At 39.1% G+C, this 15,483-nt stretch carries 18 protein-coding genes and 2 other annotated features; of the genes, 10 read left to right on the top strand and 8 right to left on the bottom strand.

The window, feature by feature from the left end; translation table 11 throughout:
• Positions 1-66: 66 nt before the first annotated feature.
• From QGM71_RS13815 to QGM71_RS13795, 5 genes are all read right to left on the bottom strand, one after another.
• Positions 67-606: an HD domain-containing protein gene (locus QGM71_RS13815; protein WP_327608156.1), complete on the bottom strand. Its 540-nt coding sequence runs from the start codon at positions 604-606 to the stop codon at positions 67-69.
• 180 nt (positions 607-786) lie between these two features.
• The gene (locus tag QGM71_RS13810) at positions 787-1,239 is read right to left on the bottom strand and encodes a DUF2269 family protein (RefSeq protein ID WP_327608155.1); all 453 of its coding nucleotides are present in this window, start codon (positions 1,237-1,239) and stop codon (positions 787-789) included.
• A gap of 140 nt (positions 1,240-1,379) precedes the next feature.
• Entirely contained in the window at positions 1,380-1,790 is a 411-nt protein-coding gene (locus QGM71_RS13805; protein WP_327608154.1) for a hypothetical protein, read from the bottom strand.
• 181 nt (positions 1,791-1,971) lie between these two features.
• Positions 1,972-2,424, bottom strand: a complete 453-nt coding sequence (locus QGM71_RS13800) for a nucleoside deaminase (protein WP_327608153.1) — start codon at positions 2,422-2,424, stop codon at positions 1,972-1,974.
• 440 nt (positions 2,425-2,864) lie between these two features.
• Positions 2,865-3,908 (bottom strand): PTS transporter subunit IIC, encoded by a 1,044-nt coding sequence (locus QGM71_RS13795; RefSeq protein ID WP_327608152.1) that lies wholly within the window; start codon positions 3,906-3,908, stop codon positions 2,865-2,867.
• A gap of 243 nt (positions 3,909-4,151) precedes the next feature.
• On the opposite strand from QGM71_RS13795, the gene QGM71_RS13790 reads away from it, so the two are divergent.
• Positions 4,152-4,712: a nitroreductase family protein gene (locus QGM71_RS13790; RefSeq protein ID WP_327608151.1), complete on the top strand. Its 561-nt coding sequence runs from the start codon at positions 4,152-4,154 to the stop codon at positions 4,710-4,712.
• A gap of 53 nt (positions 4,713-4,765) precedes the next feature.
• Here QGM71_RS13790 and ddlA read toward each other — a convergent pair whose 3' ends face one another.
• The gene (gene ddlA, locus QGM71_RS13785) at positions 4,766-5,860 is read right to left on the bottom strand and encodes a D-alanine--D-alanine ligase (RefSeq protein ID WP_327608150.1); all 1,095 of its coding nucleotides are present in this window, start codon (positions 5,858-5,860) and stop codon (positions 4,766-4,768) included.
• Positions 5,861-5,999: 139 nt separating this feature from the next.
• Positions 6,000-6,246, top strand: a binding site (T-box leader).
• 39 nt (positions 6,247-6,285) lie between these two features.
• Positions 6,286-6,707, top strand: a binding site (T-box leader).
• Between the two features lie 216 nt (positions 6,708-6,923).
• On the opposite strand from ddlA, the gene trpE reads away from it, so the two are divergent.
• From trpE to trpA, 7 genes are read left to right on the top strand one after another with little or no spacing between them, the layout of a single operon-like run.
• Entirely contained in the window at positions 6,924-8,324 is a 1,401-nt protein-coding gene (trpE, locus tag QGM71_RS13780; RefSeq protein WP_327608149.1) for an anthranilate synthase component I, read from the top strand.
• Positions 8,308-8,907 carry an anthranilate synthase component II gene (locus QGM71_RS13775; protein ID WP_327608148.1) on the top strand — a complete coding sequence of 200 codons (600 nt, stop codon included), beginning with the start codon at positions 8,308-8,310 and terminating at the stop codon, positions 8,905-8,907. The genes trpE and QGM71_RS13775 overlap by 17 nt, the downstream gene beginning before the upstream one ends.
• Positions 8,891-9,916, top strand: coding sequence for an anthranilate phosphoribosyltransferase (trpD, locus tag QGM71_RS13770; protein WP_327608147.1), 1,026 nt, complete (start codon positions 8,891-8,893; stop codon positions 9,914-9,916). Before QGM71_RS13775 ends, trpD begins: the two co-directional genes overlap by 17 nt.
• Positions 9,917-10,702, top strand: coding sequence for an indole-3-glycerol phosphate synthase TrpC (trpC, locus tag QGM71_RS13765; protein ID WP_327608146.1), 786 nt, complete (start codon positions 9,917-9,919; stop codon positions 10,700-10,702). It begins immediately after the preceding gene.
• Between the two features lies 1 nt (position 10,703).
• Positions 10,704-11,342, top strand: coding sequence for a phosphoribosylanthranilate isomerase (locus QGM71_RS13760; protein WP_327608145.1), 639 nt, complete (start codon positions 10,704-10,706; stop codon positions 11,340-11,342).
• The gene (gene trpB, locus QGM71_RS13755; protein ID WP_327608144.1) at positions 11,320-12,522 is read left to right on the top strand and encodes a tryptophan synthase subunit beta; all 1,203 of its coding nucleotides are present in this window, start codon (positions 11,320-11,322) and stop codon (positions 12,520-12,522) included. Before QGM71_RS13760 ends, trpB begins: the two co-directional genes overlap by 23 nt.
• Positions 12,519-13,292 (top strand): tryptophan synthase subunit alpha, encoded by a 774-nt coding sequence (gene trpA / locus QGM71_RS13750; RefSeq protein ID WP_327608143.1) that lies wholly within the window; start codon positions 12,519-12,521, stop codon positions 13,290-13,292. The genes trpB and trpA overlap by 4 nt, the downstream gene beginning before the upstream one ends.
• Before the next feature lie 92 nt (positions 13,293-13,384).
• Here trpA and QGM71_RS13745 read toward each other — a convergent pair whose 3' ends face one another.
• Complete coding sequence (locus QGM71_RS13745; RefSeq protein WP_327608142.1) at positions 13,385-13,576, bottom strand: SHOCT domain-containing protein; 192 nt, start codon at positions 13,574-13,576, stop codon at positions 13,385-13,387.
• Positions 13,577-13,686: 110 nt separating this feature from the next.
• On the opposite strand from QGM71_RS13745, the gene QGM71_RS13740 reads away from it, so the two are divergent.
• Positions 13,687-14,280, top strand: coding sequence for a hypothetical protein (locus tag QGM71_RS13740; protein ID WP_327608141.1), 594 nt, complete (start codon positions 13,687-13,689; stop codon positions 14,278-14,280).
• A gap of 134 nt (positions 14,281-14,414) precedes the next feature.
• Positions 14,415-14,864: an Hsp20/alpha crystallin family protein gene (locus QGM71_RS13735; RefSeq protein WP_327608140.1), complete on the top strand. Its 450-nt coding sequence runs from the start codon at positions 14,415-14,417 to the stop codon at positions 14,862-14,864.
• 119 nt (positions 14,865-14,983) lie between these two features.
• Here QGM71_RS13735 and QGM71_RS13730 read toward each other — a convergent pair whose 3' ends face one another.
• Positions 14,984-15,430 (bottom strand): GNAT family N-acetyltransferase, encoded by a 447-nt coding sequence (locus tag QGM71_RS13730; RefSeq protein ID WP_327608139.1) that lies wholly within the window; start codon positions 15,428-15,430, stop codon positions 14,984-14,986.
• Positions 15,431-15,483 lie beyond the last annotated feature (53 nt).

The following is a 15,483-nucleotide window of genomic DNA, read 5'->3' as shown; positions in this document are numbered from 1 at the left end:
CGTTCGTTTATAGGAGATTTAATTATAGTGGTTGGGGAGAAAAATTAGGGTAGAGAGGGGGTAAAACTAGACATGCTCTTTTGAACTCTTTTCCCCCTTTTCTTCTCTGTCAATTTGTATATCTAATGCGCGGATGCGCTCTAAGGCTATATGTTGGTCTATCTTCTTGTAATGATGATTCCCATCAGCTTCTTCATCTGCTTCATCAGCAAGATGGACCACCTGTTGTAATGGCTTTAAATGAAGTTCACCTTCTGGTAAATAAGAGTCTGTATGAAGTAGAATTGCCACTGCTATTTCTTTTGCTGCGTGACGATCCTCTCCTATTCGTATCAGCAATTTATGAGCACGACTTGCACCTTTAATCGCGTGAATGTCGTTTTCTCTATAAAGCTCATAATCCCATTCACCATCGCGATACCATGTATAATGCCCGACATCATGCAGAAGAGCTGCTTTTGTAGCATGATCGGTATTGACATTGTATTTTTTGGCAAAGATATATGCATATTCTGCAACAGCGATTGCATGGGCGATTCCCGAGCGCTGAAGGTACTTTTGGGTAATCGGATGTTCAAATACCTGTTCTAATGTTATTTTCCTCACTACGCTACTCTCCTTTCTTAAATGAGTTAACTGAATATATCACTATTCCTTATCCTTTGCAATATATAGTTACCTGTTTAGCCCCCTGTTAAACAAAAAGTTGCAATGGTTGTTTATGATTGATTTTGATTTAAAGAGTAAAAACGAACACATCACTGTTGATGTGCTCGTTTCTTATAGTTAAAAGGGTTTTAGTATCATTAACGCGATAACAATCAAGAATATACTATTTTCGATACGCTCATAAAAAAACAATTTCTTTGATAGGAGTAAGTACTCTGCTGGTATTTCATCCCCTTTATGGTTATGCAAAATGGCCTTAATCGGTTTGGATCTGGGCGAGAGCACGATTGGACCAAATGCCAATGCGATTAGAAATAGAGCCAAACTTGTGATATACCATCCTTCAGTAAAAAGATATGTATGTATAAATCCCATCCATAATCCTGTAATCAGTAATAAAGTCCCTCCTACCATTACAAAAATATGAAGTCGGTTTCGTATAGCGAAAGCATGTTTCAGTTCCGCCATCGTGGACGCTTTTGTGACTATGTAGATCATTATAAAGCCTGGTCCCATACCCAATATGGCTGAAAAAATATGAATAAAAACGAGTAATTCGTAAAACGTCACGGTTGTAACCTCCAGCTGGTAAAATTCATTGCAACTCTATCATACAATACTCCTCTAGTCTGCTGGCTGTGACCTTGCACACTTCAATTATAAAGTTTTCAACAAAATTGTGACCTCATTCACCCAACTGTATACCGCGGTTATGCCTTTGCCTTCTTGACAGGCTTTTTCATACAAAAGAAAACGATTGCTATACTCGTTGCAGCAAAGAAACCAAGATTATTTGCTACCACTTCAAACAGAGTAAGAGAAGTGTCAGCATATACCCCTGCCAGCAACACTGCATTCGCATTTATTAGAATGATAATTGTGGTCAGACTCCTGCTGAACTTCCCTATCAAAAAATCATAAAACAAATTAATCAGAAAGAAAAATGCTACAAAGTAAACAATCAAATAGATAACTGAAAGAATAATGCCTTGTATTAAAATACTTGTTACTTCATTGTCGGTTATAATGATTCCTTCTACTAAGGAAAGCAAAAAAATTACTGCTGCACCGGCAAAAGAAGCAATCATTATTTCCGGCGTATAATATAATTTTCGAAACATTATTGATCCCCCATAATCTCTTTTTCTTATTTTTCGTATTCTGTACAGAATTTATCGCAGCATTTCAATTCTTATACTTTCTGCCTGAGATACGTATGCCAGCTTAGTAAACAAAGAAGGAGAATAGTATGACTAGTCCCTAGTGCCGGGATTAAAACCCAGCCTGCCTTTAAAGCAAAAGCTAGTTACGTTCTCCCCATATTTTCATTGGGTTGGGCTGCCCCTCTTGTAAAGGCATCCGAACCATCTGCAATTTCCTCTCCTGCTTAACTTTTCTTAAATCTTCATAGATTTCTCGGGATTTACCTAATCCCGCTTCAGCAGTCTCCTCAATGGTTGCACAATAATACACTTCTTTTAATCCGGCAAAATACATTGCAGTCAAACACATCGGGCATGGCTCGCCACTGGCATACATGGAAAATTCCGACAGATCATTAGTCTGATAATCTTTTTGTGCCTTACGCATTGCTAATAATTCTGCATGTCCACTTATGTCATATTCCAAGTGCAGCTCATTAACACCTTCAGATACAGCCACATTCCCTTTAACCAGCACAGCCCCAAAAGGCTGGCCGCCCTGCTTCACATTATCAACAGCTAATTCTACTGCACGACTCATAAATTCATTCATTTTATAACCTCCTATGACCTCATACTCTGCCGATTGTAACTGCAATCCGTAAAAACAGTGTTTTATTCCACCCCTATAATTTTCTGCGTCGAAATCTTCTCCTCTTTTATAGTACATTTAAAGTTGCGATTTTTATTTACTTCTATTAAAGCTAAGGAGCACGCACTTTCTGAGCCATGCCTAATTATATCCTCACCAGTAATAATTTTATCTGTTACAGGGCTAAACTCTACATGTTTTGAATGCACTAAGTTGGCGCAACTATCGCTTGTGGAAAAATTTCGCATTTCTACACCCATTTACTGAATAATCTTACTATGATTCTACTACTATAGTCTACCATCCAGCAGGATGACAGTAAATATTCCCGAATGGCAAAAGAGCTGTCTATTTTGATTTAACTAACTAAGTTTACACAGGATGATTCAATTCCCCATCTGTTACTCGTAGGTAATTTTCATATCACCAGGCTTTATCCAACCTTTTTTTCTAAACCATTCAGACAGTATCAACGTTATTAATGCGGGTGCAATAAAATGCAGTATTAAAATACTCCAAAAAACATCCATAGAAAAACCCATTGATTCGAAAGTCATAATTTGACCAACAAACCCACTGGTTCCCATACCTGCGCCCGATGGATTACTGGTTAACCCTAACCAGACCGTGGCGAAGGGAGCGAGTATAGCACCTGCGATTGTGGGTGGCAAAATAATAATTGGTTTCTTTATAACATTGGCGATCTGTAGCATGGATGTACCTAAACCTTGAGCTATAAATCCACCAAAGCCATTTTCTCTGTAACTTGCTGTTGCGAAACCTATCATTTGTGCTGCACAGCCAATTGTTGCAGCACCCGCAGCTAGTCCGTCCAGTGAAAGCATGATTGCAATTGCCGCACTGGAAAGTGGTGCAGTTAGTGCAAGCCCCATTAGAACTGCTACTAAAATACCCATAATAAAGGGTTGCTGTGCGGTCGACCAATTAATCACTTCACCGAATCCTATCATAAATTGATTAATTGGAGGACCAACAAAAGTTCCTGTCAAAAATCCTGCTAGTATCGTTACAAATGGCGTCACAATAATATCTACCCTTGTTTCTTTATATACTAACTTACCAAATTCTGTTGCAAGCAATGCTGTTACATAACTCCCGGCCGGTCCCCCTAAATCTGCCCCAAAGGCTCCAGCAAATAAGGCTGAGAACAATACTAATGGGGGTGCTTTTAATCCGTATGCAATTGCAACACCTATCGCACCACCCATAATCTTAGGATCCATTGCAAAGCTGCCCATTTCAACCAGGGCTAAAACTGCTCCAGCATTTTCCCCTATTAATTTCCCTAATTGCTCCCCAGCCGTTTTAATAATAAGTCCAATGATTAAGGATGAAAACAAACCCAGTGCCATGTAGCTTAATGCCGTAATCAAGTACGATTTGATTGAAATTGAAACTCCCTTTTTTTCTAAGAACGCTTTCACTTTTTCCCCCTTCTGTGAATTAATTCACATAAATGGATATGATTTCCCATACATTTAATACCCTATCTATTATTACGTTAAATAATTCATATGGCAAGAGATTTATCCATCTTATATTTATGTGTATTTATCGGCAGCTAATACCGCTATAGTTGATTTTCCTTATCTTATCAGCTACAATTTAATTGAAAACAATTATCAATTATATACATATTCGCAATGGTGAACTGGGAGGCTTATTAAATGAGAGAAACACAGAACCAATCACAGCTAGCAGAGATAATCCGCGAAAGGCGTGCTGTTAAAAAAGGCTATAATGATAGAGAAGTAACAGAGGAAGCTGTTATTGAATTGTTAAATGACGCAATCTGGGCACCAACTCACGGCATGCGCCAGCCATGGCGTTTTATTTTTGTCAGTGCCGACAAGAAAGCAGACTTTGCTAAAAAAGTAGCTTCCACATATCCTGAAGAAAAACAGGAAAACCGTGAAGCATTTCTTAATGAAGCAAATGCTTATCTAATCGTACTTATGGCAGAGCCTGATACACAAAAATTATGGGATGAAAACTTCGGTGCTACTGCGGCAATGATTCAAAATTTCTGGCTTTTGGCTTGGGAAAAGCAGCTAGGTGTCGTTTGGAGAACAAACCCACATGTTTATGACCCAAAAGTAAAAGAAATTTTAGGTGTTGGGGAAAACGAAAAGCTCGTTGGGTTCCTTCATTTAGGCTATTTCGATGAAAAGCCAATTAAAAAAGATCGAATACCTGTATTGGAGAAATTCAGCAGATTTAATGGCTAAGCAAATAACACTAGCGGCTTGCAGCAGCTAGTGTTATTTTTTTCTTTTTAATTTTATACTGAACTTTTCAGTGAAAGGTCAGCCTGATGACGTTCTATTGCGAGTTCCAACAGCCTATTAATTAATTCTGAGTAAGAAATTCCACTTATTTCCCACAGCTTTGGATACATGCTTATCTTTGTAAATCCAGGAAGGGTGTTTACTTCGTTTACATAAATATCTCCGTTTTTGGTTAAGAAAAAGTCCACTCTGGCCAAACCTTCACATTGCAAGGTTTCAAAGGCGTCTATTGCCACCTGCTGCATCTTTTTTGTAACTTCATCGGATACATCTGCTGGAATAGACAGTTCTGCTCCCTTTTCATCAATATACTTTGACTCATAGGAATAAAATTCTGTTCGCGGTAAAATTTCTCCGAGCTTTGAAGCAATAGGATCCGCATTTCCCAGGACAGAACATTCTATCTCGCGACCAACAATAGTTTCTTCAATAACGACTTTATGGTCATAGTGAAACGCCGATTCAATCGCTTCATGAAATTCGTCTTCTGTTGAAACCTTACTTACTCCTACAGAAGATCCTTGATTAGCCGGCTTGATAAACATAGGAGTACCCAGCAACTCTACAGCTTCCTGAAAGTTTATTTTACTTTTCTTTGCTCTAGTATATGTTAAGCCCTTGGCTACTTTTATACCCGCTCCTTTTAAGAGGCGTTTAGCAATATCCTTATCCATACAAACAGCAGAACCAAGCACACTTGGACCTACAAAAGGAAGATTCACCAAGCGCATCATCCCTTGAAGACTCCCGTCCTCTCCTAATGTCCCATGTACAATTGGAAAAACTACGTCCAGCTGATCCAGCCCAAGAGCGTCCGTTGCATGAATAAGCTGATTATTAACTTCTCCCGGAACAATTGCTATTGCATCATCGGATTTATTTAATTGAATGAGTTTGGGATCTTCTGCATGAAGCAGATAAGATGATTGATCATTTAAATGCCATTTTCCTTCTTTGTCGATTCCAATTAAAACTACGTCATAATTATTTTTATCTATTGCATCCACAATATTTTTAGCTGATTGAAGTGAAACTTCGTGCTCAGCTGATTTCCCACCAAATATAATTCCAACCTTTTTCTTAGCCATCGTTATACATCCCTTCTACAAACCTATATTATATAAAATAACATAAAACAGCTCGTAGCAAACAGAATTTAAAATAATCAATAAATAACCATTGACTTTTGCATTAAAATCTTTTAGTATTAATTTCAATAACTTAATCGACTTAGCAATGAAGAAGAAGAGTAATCTATTTGGATCGCTTCAGAGAGCTGGTGGTTGCTGCAAACCAGTGTGAGACTTTAGATGAATGGGCTTCCGAGCTTCCAAACCGAACCATTTATGCAGTAGGCTTTGGCGAACATGTCTCATCGTTATACGAGACGAATATTAAGCAGAAATGCTTGATATTGCTAAAGTGAGCTGTTTTTCAGCTAATAAAGGTGGTACCACGGTCCCTCGTCCTTTTCGGATGAGGGGCCTTTTTGTATTCTCAAAAAACTTCATATATAAAATCGTTGAGTAAGAAGAGTAGGCATGTTTGCAGCGTAACAGAGAGCTGGTGTTGGTGGGATTCCAGTACGTGAATAAATGCTGAATGGACTTACAAGAGATTTCCTGAAAAAGCAAAAGCATAAACGACCGATAGGGTAAGGCCGGCTAAAAACGGCACGCCCTATCAGTTGAGCGCAAAGCTCGCCTTAAGTCGTCCTTCCTTTAGAATCGTAAGGAGGAGAAGGAAGACTGTTAGTCGGTGGTCGCTGTAGCTGGATGTTAGTAGGGAAAAACGGGTTCCGCCGTTATACGGATAGGATATCGAGTGTGATGAAAGTGCAAAGCTTTTCTGCAGCCTCCGTATCTGAAGAAGATGAAAAGAAATGGCCTGTTTCTTTTCAAAAGAGGTGGCACCGCGGTCACAATCGTCCTCTATAAACACATGTTTTATGTGTTTATAGAGGACTTTTTTTATTTTCAAAGTTCATTACTATCAACTGTGTCTCAATTTATATCATGCAAAGAAGAAAATGCTTTCGATGGAGTGAGTTAATCGCAAAACGCTTCTCTGAAATACGACTTGCTTTTGTACCGAGTAATCGCAGGTAAAGGTAGATAAAGGTACAGTCCCAAATTAGAAAGGGGAATATTTATGAAAGAAAAATTATCGTATAAATCGATTAAATTAAACGCCGATACGCTAACGCCGGTAGGTATTTTCCACCGGCTTACCGGAACCAAAAAATTTCTACTGGAAAGCTCCTTTCAACATGAAAGAAAAGGTAAGTACTCTTTTATTGGTTCAAATCCTTATCAGGAAATTATTGGACATGGACACACTACAACCGTCAAAGATCCTATTAATGAGACAGTAGAAACATATCATCAAGAAGCATTAGCTTATCTTAAGGAAAACTTACCCAGAATTAATACAGACCTTCCCCTTCCTTTTTATGGAGGAGCCATAGGATATATCGGCTATGACGCTATCCGTCAATTTGAAGATATTGGGGAAACACTGCCGGATGAAATAAACATGCCGGATATCCACTTTATGGTCTACAACGAAGTAATTGTTTATGACCACAAAAACGAGGTAGTTACTATTATTGTATTGAACCCCGCACAGGTAGCGGAAGAGGTAATAGATGAACGGTTACAGCAGTTGCAGAATGCTTTAACAGCACAGGCAGCAGATCATACAGTAAGTGAACTTAAGAACGTTAACTTTGAACCTGAAATGACGGAGGAGGTATTTAAACAAAAAGTAGAAACAGCAAAAAAACACATTCAACAAGGGGATATCTTTCAAGTAGTTTTATCACAAAGAATGAAAGCAAAAATGGATGGAGATCCATTCTCATTCTATCGTAAGCTCAGAAAGGCAAATTCTTCGCCCTACATGTTTTACATTGACTTTGAGGACTATCTTGTATTAGGAGCATCACCTGAAAGTCTGGTCCAAACTACAGGCCGTGAAATTGTAACAAACCCAATTGCAGGTACACGGGCTCGAGGTAAAACACTGGAGGAAGACAGATTACTAATGAAGGAGCTCCTAGCAGATGAAAAAGAAATTGCAGAACACCGGATGTTGGTAGACCTCAGCAGAAATGATCTTGGCCGTGTTTGCGAAATTGGCAGCATAACTATTCCAACCTATATGAAAGTAGAGAAGTACCAGCATGTGATGCATATTGTTTCTGAAGTGCACGGAAAATTAAGATCGGATTTCACAAGCTTAGATGCACTTATAGCATGTCTCCCAGCTGGCACAGTTTCTGGGGCACCAAAAATACGTGCCATGCAGATTATTAATGACTTAGAGGAAAAGAAACGCGGTGTTTATGCTGGTGGCATAGGTTATATCAATTTTAATCACGATTTAAATATAGCATTGACGATCAGGTCACTTGTTATTAAAGAATCAGTAGCCTACTTACAGGCTGGGGCAGGAATCGTCCATGATTCGGTTCCTGAAAAGGAATTTGCAGAGACATTGCATAAAGCTAAATCGTTAACGGAGGTGAATTATTTTGATTTTATTAATTGATAACTACGATTCGTTTACCTATAACATCTACCAGTATATCTCAGAGGAAAATATACAAGTGGAAGTTGTAAGAAATAACCAAATAAGCCTAGAGGCAATTAAATTGAAGAAACCCGAGGCCATTATTATCTCGCCGGGACCGGGAATACCTGATCAGGCAGGAATCTGTCTGGAGGTCGTTAAAACGTTTTATAAAAAAATACCAATCTTGGGAATATGTTTAGGACAGCAAGTTATTGCTGCTGCATTGGGCGCCAAAATAGTGGCTGCAGATACTATAAAACATGGTAAAACATCATTAATTACTCATAATGGATCCAGTCCTTTTGACTACATGACGCAACCGCTTGAGGTCATGCGCTACCATTCATTAGTTATTGATAAGGAAACCTTGCCTGAGCAGCTGGAAATTACTGCAACATCATTAGATGACAATGAAATTATGGCAATTAAGCATCATTATTACCCATTGTATGGCATGCAATTCCATCCTGAATCAATCGGAACGGCAAGCGGAAAACAGCTCATTCAAAACTTTTTACAGGAAATAAGAAAGGAGTCTACTTATGAAACAATATCTTGAAAAACTGATCAATCATGAAAATCTGACTGTACCAGAAATGAAAGAAGCTACAAGGTGCTGTTTTACTGAAACTATTACAGAAACTGAAATAGCAGCATTCCTAACCGCTCTTCGTACAAAAGGAGAAACTCCAGATGAGGTTGCTGGAATTGTGGAAGTGATTCGGTCCCAGTCAGCTTTTAGCACTAGTCATATGCCGAACGTAATGGATAATTGCGGTACAGGAGGCGATAAATCTTATAGTTTTAACATTAGTACTACTGCAGCCTTTGTCATTGCTGGTGCAGGAATACCAGTCGCGAAACATGGTAACCGCAGTATTTCAAGTAAAACAGGCAGTGCTGATGTGTTAGAACATTTAGGTGTTTCCCTGGCATTTTCCAAAGAGCAGATAGAAGAGATGCTACATGAAAATGAAATAGCTTTTCTATTCGCACCACATGTTCACGCAGCGCTGAAACCTTTTACAAAGGTCCGAAAAGATTTAGGTCTGCCGACTATCTTTAATGCCATCGGGCCGTTAACAAATCCAATTTCATTAGATACCCAGTTAATCGGTGTTTATCGCCGGGATATGCTACAAATGATGGCTGAATCACTGCACAAATTAGGCAGGCGCCGTGCTGTCGTTGTTAATGGTGCAGGATCTATGGATGAGGCGTCTCTTGCAGGCAAAAATCACCTCATAATCCTTGAAGAAGGAAAGCTCACCCCGTTCACGTTTTTACCAGAAGAGGTAGGCTTACCGACTTATTCAAATGAAAAGATCCGAGGCGGGGATGCAAAAGCCAATGCAAAAATCACGAGAGATGTGCTAAGCGGAAAGACAGGCCCTTATCTCGACACCGTTCTTTTAAACGCAGGGTTAGGTTTATTTGCAAGTGGTACAGCAAAATCCATTGAGGCAGGAATCGATATGGCAAGAGAAAGTATTATTTCCGGAGCAGCAAAAGAGAGATTACAGCGGCTAATTGAATTCAGTAAAAACATTCCGAGCGAGGTGATTTAAGTGTCCATATTAGATAAGATTTTAGTCCAAAAGAAAAAAGAGGTAACAAACTTATTAAATCAAACGTTTGAACAACCGGATGATAGAGAGTACAGATCTTTTAAAAAAAGAGTTGCAGCTTCAAATAAGATGAGTGTAATTTCAGAAATTAAGCGCTCCTCCCCATCAAAGGGAGCAATTGATATGGATGTTGATCCTGTTAAGCAAGCAAAACAGTACGAGGCTCTTGGAGCTGCTGCTATCTCTGTTTTAACAGATGAAGTTTTTTTTAACGGTTCTATGGAAGATCTTAAGGCTGTACGCGCTGCAGTAGATTTACCTATTTTGTGCAAGGATTTTATAATTGACCCTGTTCAAATTGATCAAGCAAAGGAAGCTGGTGCCACTATAATTTTATTAATCGTAGCTGCTTTAACACAGGAGCAGTTACGGAGTCTATATAACTATGCTATTGAAGCAGATTTGGAAGTCCTTTGTGAGGTTCATAATGCACAAGAAATGACGGCAGCTGTTAATCTCGACGCTGAACTGATAGGAATTAATAACCGAAACTTAAAAACATTTGATGTCGACCTTCAAACAACTGAAGATCTCACATCTATGGTTACAAATCCACAAGCAATTATTATCAGTGAAAGTGGCATTAAAACACAGTCTGACGTCGTGCGTGTTCGAAATGCAGGGTCGAACGCTATCTTAGTTGGGGAAACATTAATGCGTTCTGAAGATCTGGCAGCCACTTTTCGTGAACTGCAAATTCCAATACCAGTGAAAGGAGTGGAATAGTATGCTTGTTAAGATTTGTGGAATAAAAACAAAACAAGCAGCACAGACAGCTGCAAATGCTGGGGCTGATCTTATCGGCTTCGTCTTTGCGCCAAGCAAACGTCGAATTTCCCCAAGTGATGCAGCGATTATAGCCAAGTCGCTACCTGCATCGTCAAAGACCGTTGGCGTTTTCGTAAATGAATCTGTCGAAAGAATGATGGAGATCGCCAATCTGGTTGGCCTGGATTACATCCAATTACATGGCGATGAACCTGCTGCTATTGCGCAACAGCTTGATTATAAAATTATTAAAGCATTCCCTGTTCAACAAGATAATTTATCAGAAATTAAAGCATACCCTTGTGATTTTTACTTACTGGACAGTCCAGCCGGAGTTAACCGTGGTGGAAATGGTACGACATTTGATTGGCATTTAACTCGTAATCTGTCACTTGACCCAGCAAAAATTATCTTGGCTGGTGGACTCACAGTAGAAAACGTAAACCAGGCCAGTAAATTGGTTAACCCTGCCGGAGTTGACGTTTCAAGTGGTGTAGAGGTTAACGGTGAAAAAGACCTTGTAAAGATCAAAGAATTTATTGAATCTGCCAAGAAATCAAGAAAGGATGAGACAATTGAAAACCTACACAATGCCTGATGTACATGGGAGATACGGAACATTTGGTGGGAGATTTGTACCCGAGTTACTCATGCCAGCTTTACTGGAATTAGAAGAAGTATATGAAGAAGCTATGAAGGATCCAAGTTTTACTAAAGAACTAAATTATTACCTAAAACAGTATGTTGGTCGAAAAACGCCGCTTTACTACGCTGAAAATCTTACCAAGGAAGTCGGCGGTCCTCAGATTTATTTGAAACGGGAGGATTTAAATCATACAGGGGCACACAAGATTAATAATACCATTGGCCAAGCACTGTTAACACTTCGAATGGGCAAGAAGAAAGTAGTTGCTGAAACAGGAGCTGGTCAGCATGGCGTTGCTACTGCAACTGTGTGCGCATTACTAGGGCTCGATTGTGTTGTATTTATGGGTGAAGAGGATATTCGCCGCCAAAAACTTAATGTTTTTCGTATGGAACTCTTAGGCGCTGAAGTGCGCAGTGTTTCTCAAGGCAGTGGAACATTAAAAGATGCTGTAAATGAAGCATTGCGTTACTGGGTTAGCCATGTAAAAGATACCCATTATATATTAGGGTCTGTTGTTGGACCACATCCTTTCCCGAAAATTGTTCGTGATTTACAGTCTGTTATAGGGGAGGAAACAAAAGAGCAACTAGTTGATCAGACCGGTCAATTACCCGATGCAATTATTGCCTGTGTTGGTGGTGGCAGTAATGCAATGGGAATGTTTTACCCTTTTATTCAGGACGAAAGTGTACAGTTGTTTGGTGTAGAAGCTGGAGGTGCGGGTTTGGACACCAATAAGCATGCAGCTACATTAACGAGTGGAAGTGTCGGTGTTCTACATGGTACGATGACCCACTTATTACAGGACACACACGGTCAGGTTGAAGAAGCCTTTTCTATCTCAGCTGGCTTGGATTACCCGGGAGTAGGACCCGAACACAGTCATTTGCACGAAACTTCTCGAGTCAAATACACATCAATAACAGACCAGGAGGCACTTGAGGCGTTTCAATTCTTATCAAAATCTGAAGGAATCATACCAGCACTTGAGAGTGCACATGCAGTAGCGTATGCTCTAAAACTCGGAAAAGAAATGAGTAAAGATCAATCATTGGTGATTTGCCTGTCTGGACGGGGAGACAAAGACGTCGAGCAAGTAAAGGACGCATTGGGGGGAACAACGACATGAGTAAAGAAAAATTAGAGATGAGGCTCAGGGAAAAATCAGCCGCAAATGAGAAGCTATTTATTCCATATATTATGGCAGGCGACGGTGGATTGGACATATTGGAAGAACGCATTAATTTTCTGGAGGAATGCGGTGCTTCAGCAATCGAGCTTGGTATCCCCTTTTCTGATCCAGTAGCAGATGGCCCAACTATTCAAGAAGCAGGACTGCGAGCACTAGGAAGTGGAACGACGCTAACTGCCGTACTCAACACACTACAAGATTTTAGAGAAAAGCGTTCTGTTCCTATAATATTGATGACCTATTTAAATCCAATATTCGTGTATGGAATAGAGAAGTTTGCTATAGATTGCAAGAAATCCGGTGTTGATGGTGTAATTATTCCTGACTTACCATTAGAAGAGGAAAACATCGTTGTAGATTTCCTGAAAGAAAATGCTATTGCATTTATTCGCCTTGCAGCAATGACAAGTCCAAAAAGCCGTTTAATTGAACTGGCTGCTAAATCAGAAGGCTTTTTATATGCGGTTTCAGTCACAGGAACTACCGGTGTCCGTGCCGTTCATGACAAAGAGGTGAAGGCCTATTTAGAGATGCTGAGGGATAATAGTCCCGTTCCCGTATTAGCAGGATTCGGTGTTTCAACTATCGAACAAGCTCAGGAGCTGGGCAGCCACAGTGATGGGGTTATCGTCGGAAGTAAGATCGTTGATTTACTTCATAATGGGGACTTAGCTCAGATCAGGGCTCTGATTCAGGGAAGTATATAAATACGAGGAAAATCATGCCACTGCGATTTGCAGTGGCATGTATAATAATAAGAAAATTTCAGTTTCATTTGAACCTACCTACGCATAATAATTTATTCTCCTTGTTGATTCTTTCGTGCTTCCTCGAACTCTTTTTGTGTAATTTCTCCTTTGTCCCGTCGCTCACGCAAAATATCGAGTGAACTTTTTTGGGGATTGCTTTTTGCTCGAAAACGAATGAGTATCCAAACGAGTGCGATTACAATAACAAGAGTTACGCCCAACCTGATGTACCATTCTGTCAACACTGCATCCACCACCCTTCTACTGTTACAATCTCCTAATTTGAATTTCTTAAACCATTGTATATGCATGTTCAACCGGTCTTCTTAAACCCTGCAGGGGTATATCATATTTGCAAATAAAAGCGAATACTATACTAGTGGACAAACTAAAAGCGAACGGAGTTGAGACGATGACACTTTCTATGATCCTCATTGTTAGTATAGGCCTTGTTCAGATGATAACTATCATTTTCTTCATTACCTATTATCGAAAATGGGTACCCAGGATGAATGGGATGATGGTATCTATGGCGCTTGGGATGACGGCAGGGATCCTCTTTGGTACGATCCTTGGTGCAATCCTACATGGCGATTTAGTAACATCAACAATATATTCTATTCTGATTGGCGTAGTAATAGGTTTTATTGCAGGCCTCCCACTGGGATTACTGGCCATACTTGATGGAGTGCTTGCTGGATTAATGGGTGGAATGATGGGGGCAATGCTTGGAGATATGGTGGCAATGGCCAGTCCCGATGTGATGATTAAGCTATTGTCCTTTTTTGTAACAATGATTTTACTGCTTGTTCTATATGCCACCGAGAGCTCTATTCGTAAGCTTTCGAATGATTCCATGATATCTTTTTTCAACTATCCATATTTAACTATTTTCCTTATTGCCCTTGTTTTTATTGGTTTAAAGCAGTTGGGACCAGTAGTATGAATTAGAACCCACCTACCTGAAAGACAGTAAATATCATGTAATAAAGGGCAAAAGCCTATTTTAAATCTTTCTCTGGCACTCTTTCACCGATTAGCATACTTTATTAGTACTACGAAAATCGAGGTGAAGGCAAAGTGAGTTCAAACAAAGATAAATTACCAAAACAGTCAGATGAGACTCCCTTTAATGACATTATGAAAAATCTTGATTCTTTCTTTAATGAATCAGTTAAAAATTTCAATTCTTTATTCAATCAAAGTACTTTTGATGTAGATGTCTATGAAACCAAGTCTAATGTCATCATTGAGGCAAAATTACCAGGATACAAAAGAGATCAGATTAAATTAGAGATCATTGGCAATCAAATAAAAATTTATGTAGAGAATACTAAACTTGAGGAATTCAGAAATGACCAAAGGAAATACCGTAGCAATGGCAGATCTTTTCAGAGTATGGAACGTTCTATCCCGCTTTCTTTTACCATTTCTGAAAAGGATACAAGAGCTTCCTATAAAAATGGAATTTTAAAAATTACCACCCCTAAAATGCATGCAGATAGAAGGTTCATCGATATTGAAGATTAATTTACTACTATACATTGCAATAAACCGTTTCCCTGAACAGGAAACGGTTATTTTCGTTATTCTATTTACTATTAATATGCGTTTCTTTTTATTAAAGGCCTGTCTGCAGTCTATAGTAATTAGTTACACCACAACTTTTTTTCCATCAATGTAGAAACATCCTCAAACCCTAATTTATGATAAAGAGATTTCACTTTGTTTCCTGCAAATACATTTAGTTGAACTTTGTTATAGCCTTCCTTTTTCAATCGTTTGAAAACCTCTTCACATAATTTCTCTGCCAATCCTTTTCGTCGATATCTTTCAAAAATATAAATTTCTGGAATAAAACCAACTATTTCATCAATATAATAATCAAACCTGCTTCCTACACCAATCCATCCCTGTATACTATTTTTTTCTGTAATAACAAGGTAATATCCGCCAGCTGCCAAAAACGGCGTAATAATTTCATGTGCTTTTTCTTCTTTTGGTTCCACATGCCCCATCGTTGCTTCCTCTAATACTATCAAGGCATGGTTAACTATTTGTTGTGTCTCCCCTGCAGTTGCTTTTCTAATGATCACCTAGTTAGCCTCTCCTTTAAAATCAAAAATAGTAAACAAAAGAGCATCTAAAG

Origin of the sequence: Virgibacillus tibetensis (genome assembly GCF_036026595.1) — a bacterium.
GTDB classification, from domain to species: domain Bacteria; phylum Bacillota; class Bacilli; order Bacillales; family Amphibacillaceae; genus Virgibacillus_P; species Virgibacillus_P tibetensis.
Note: the sequence above shows the minus strand (reverse complement) of the source record. Positions and strands in the feature narration are given on the sequence as shown.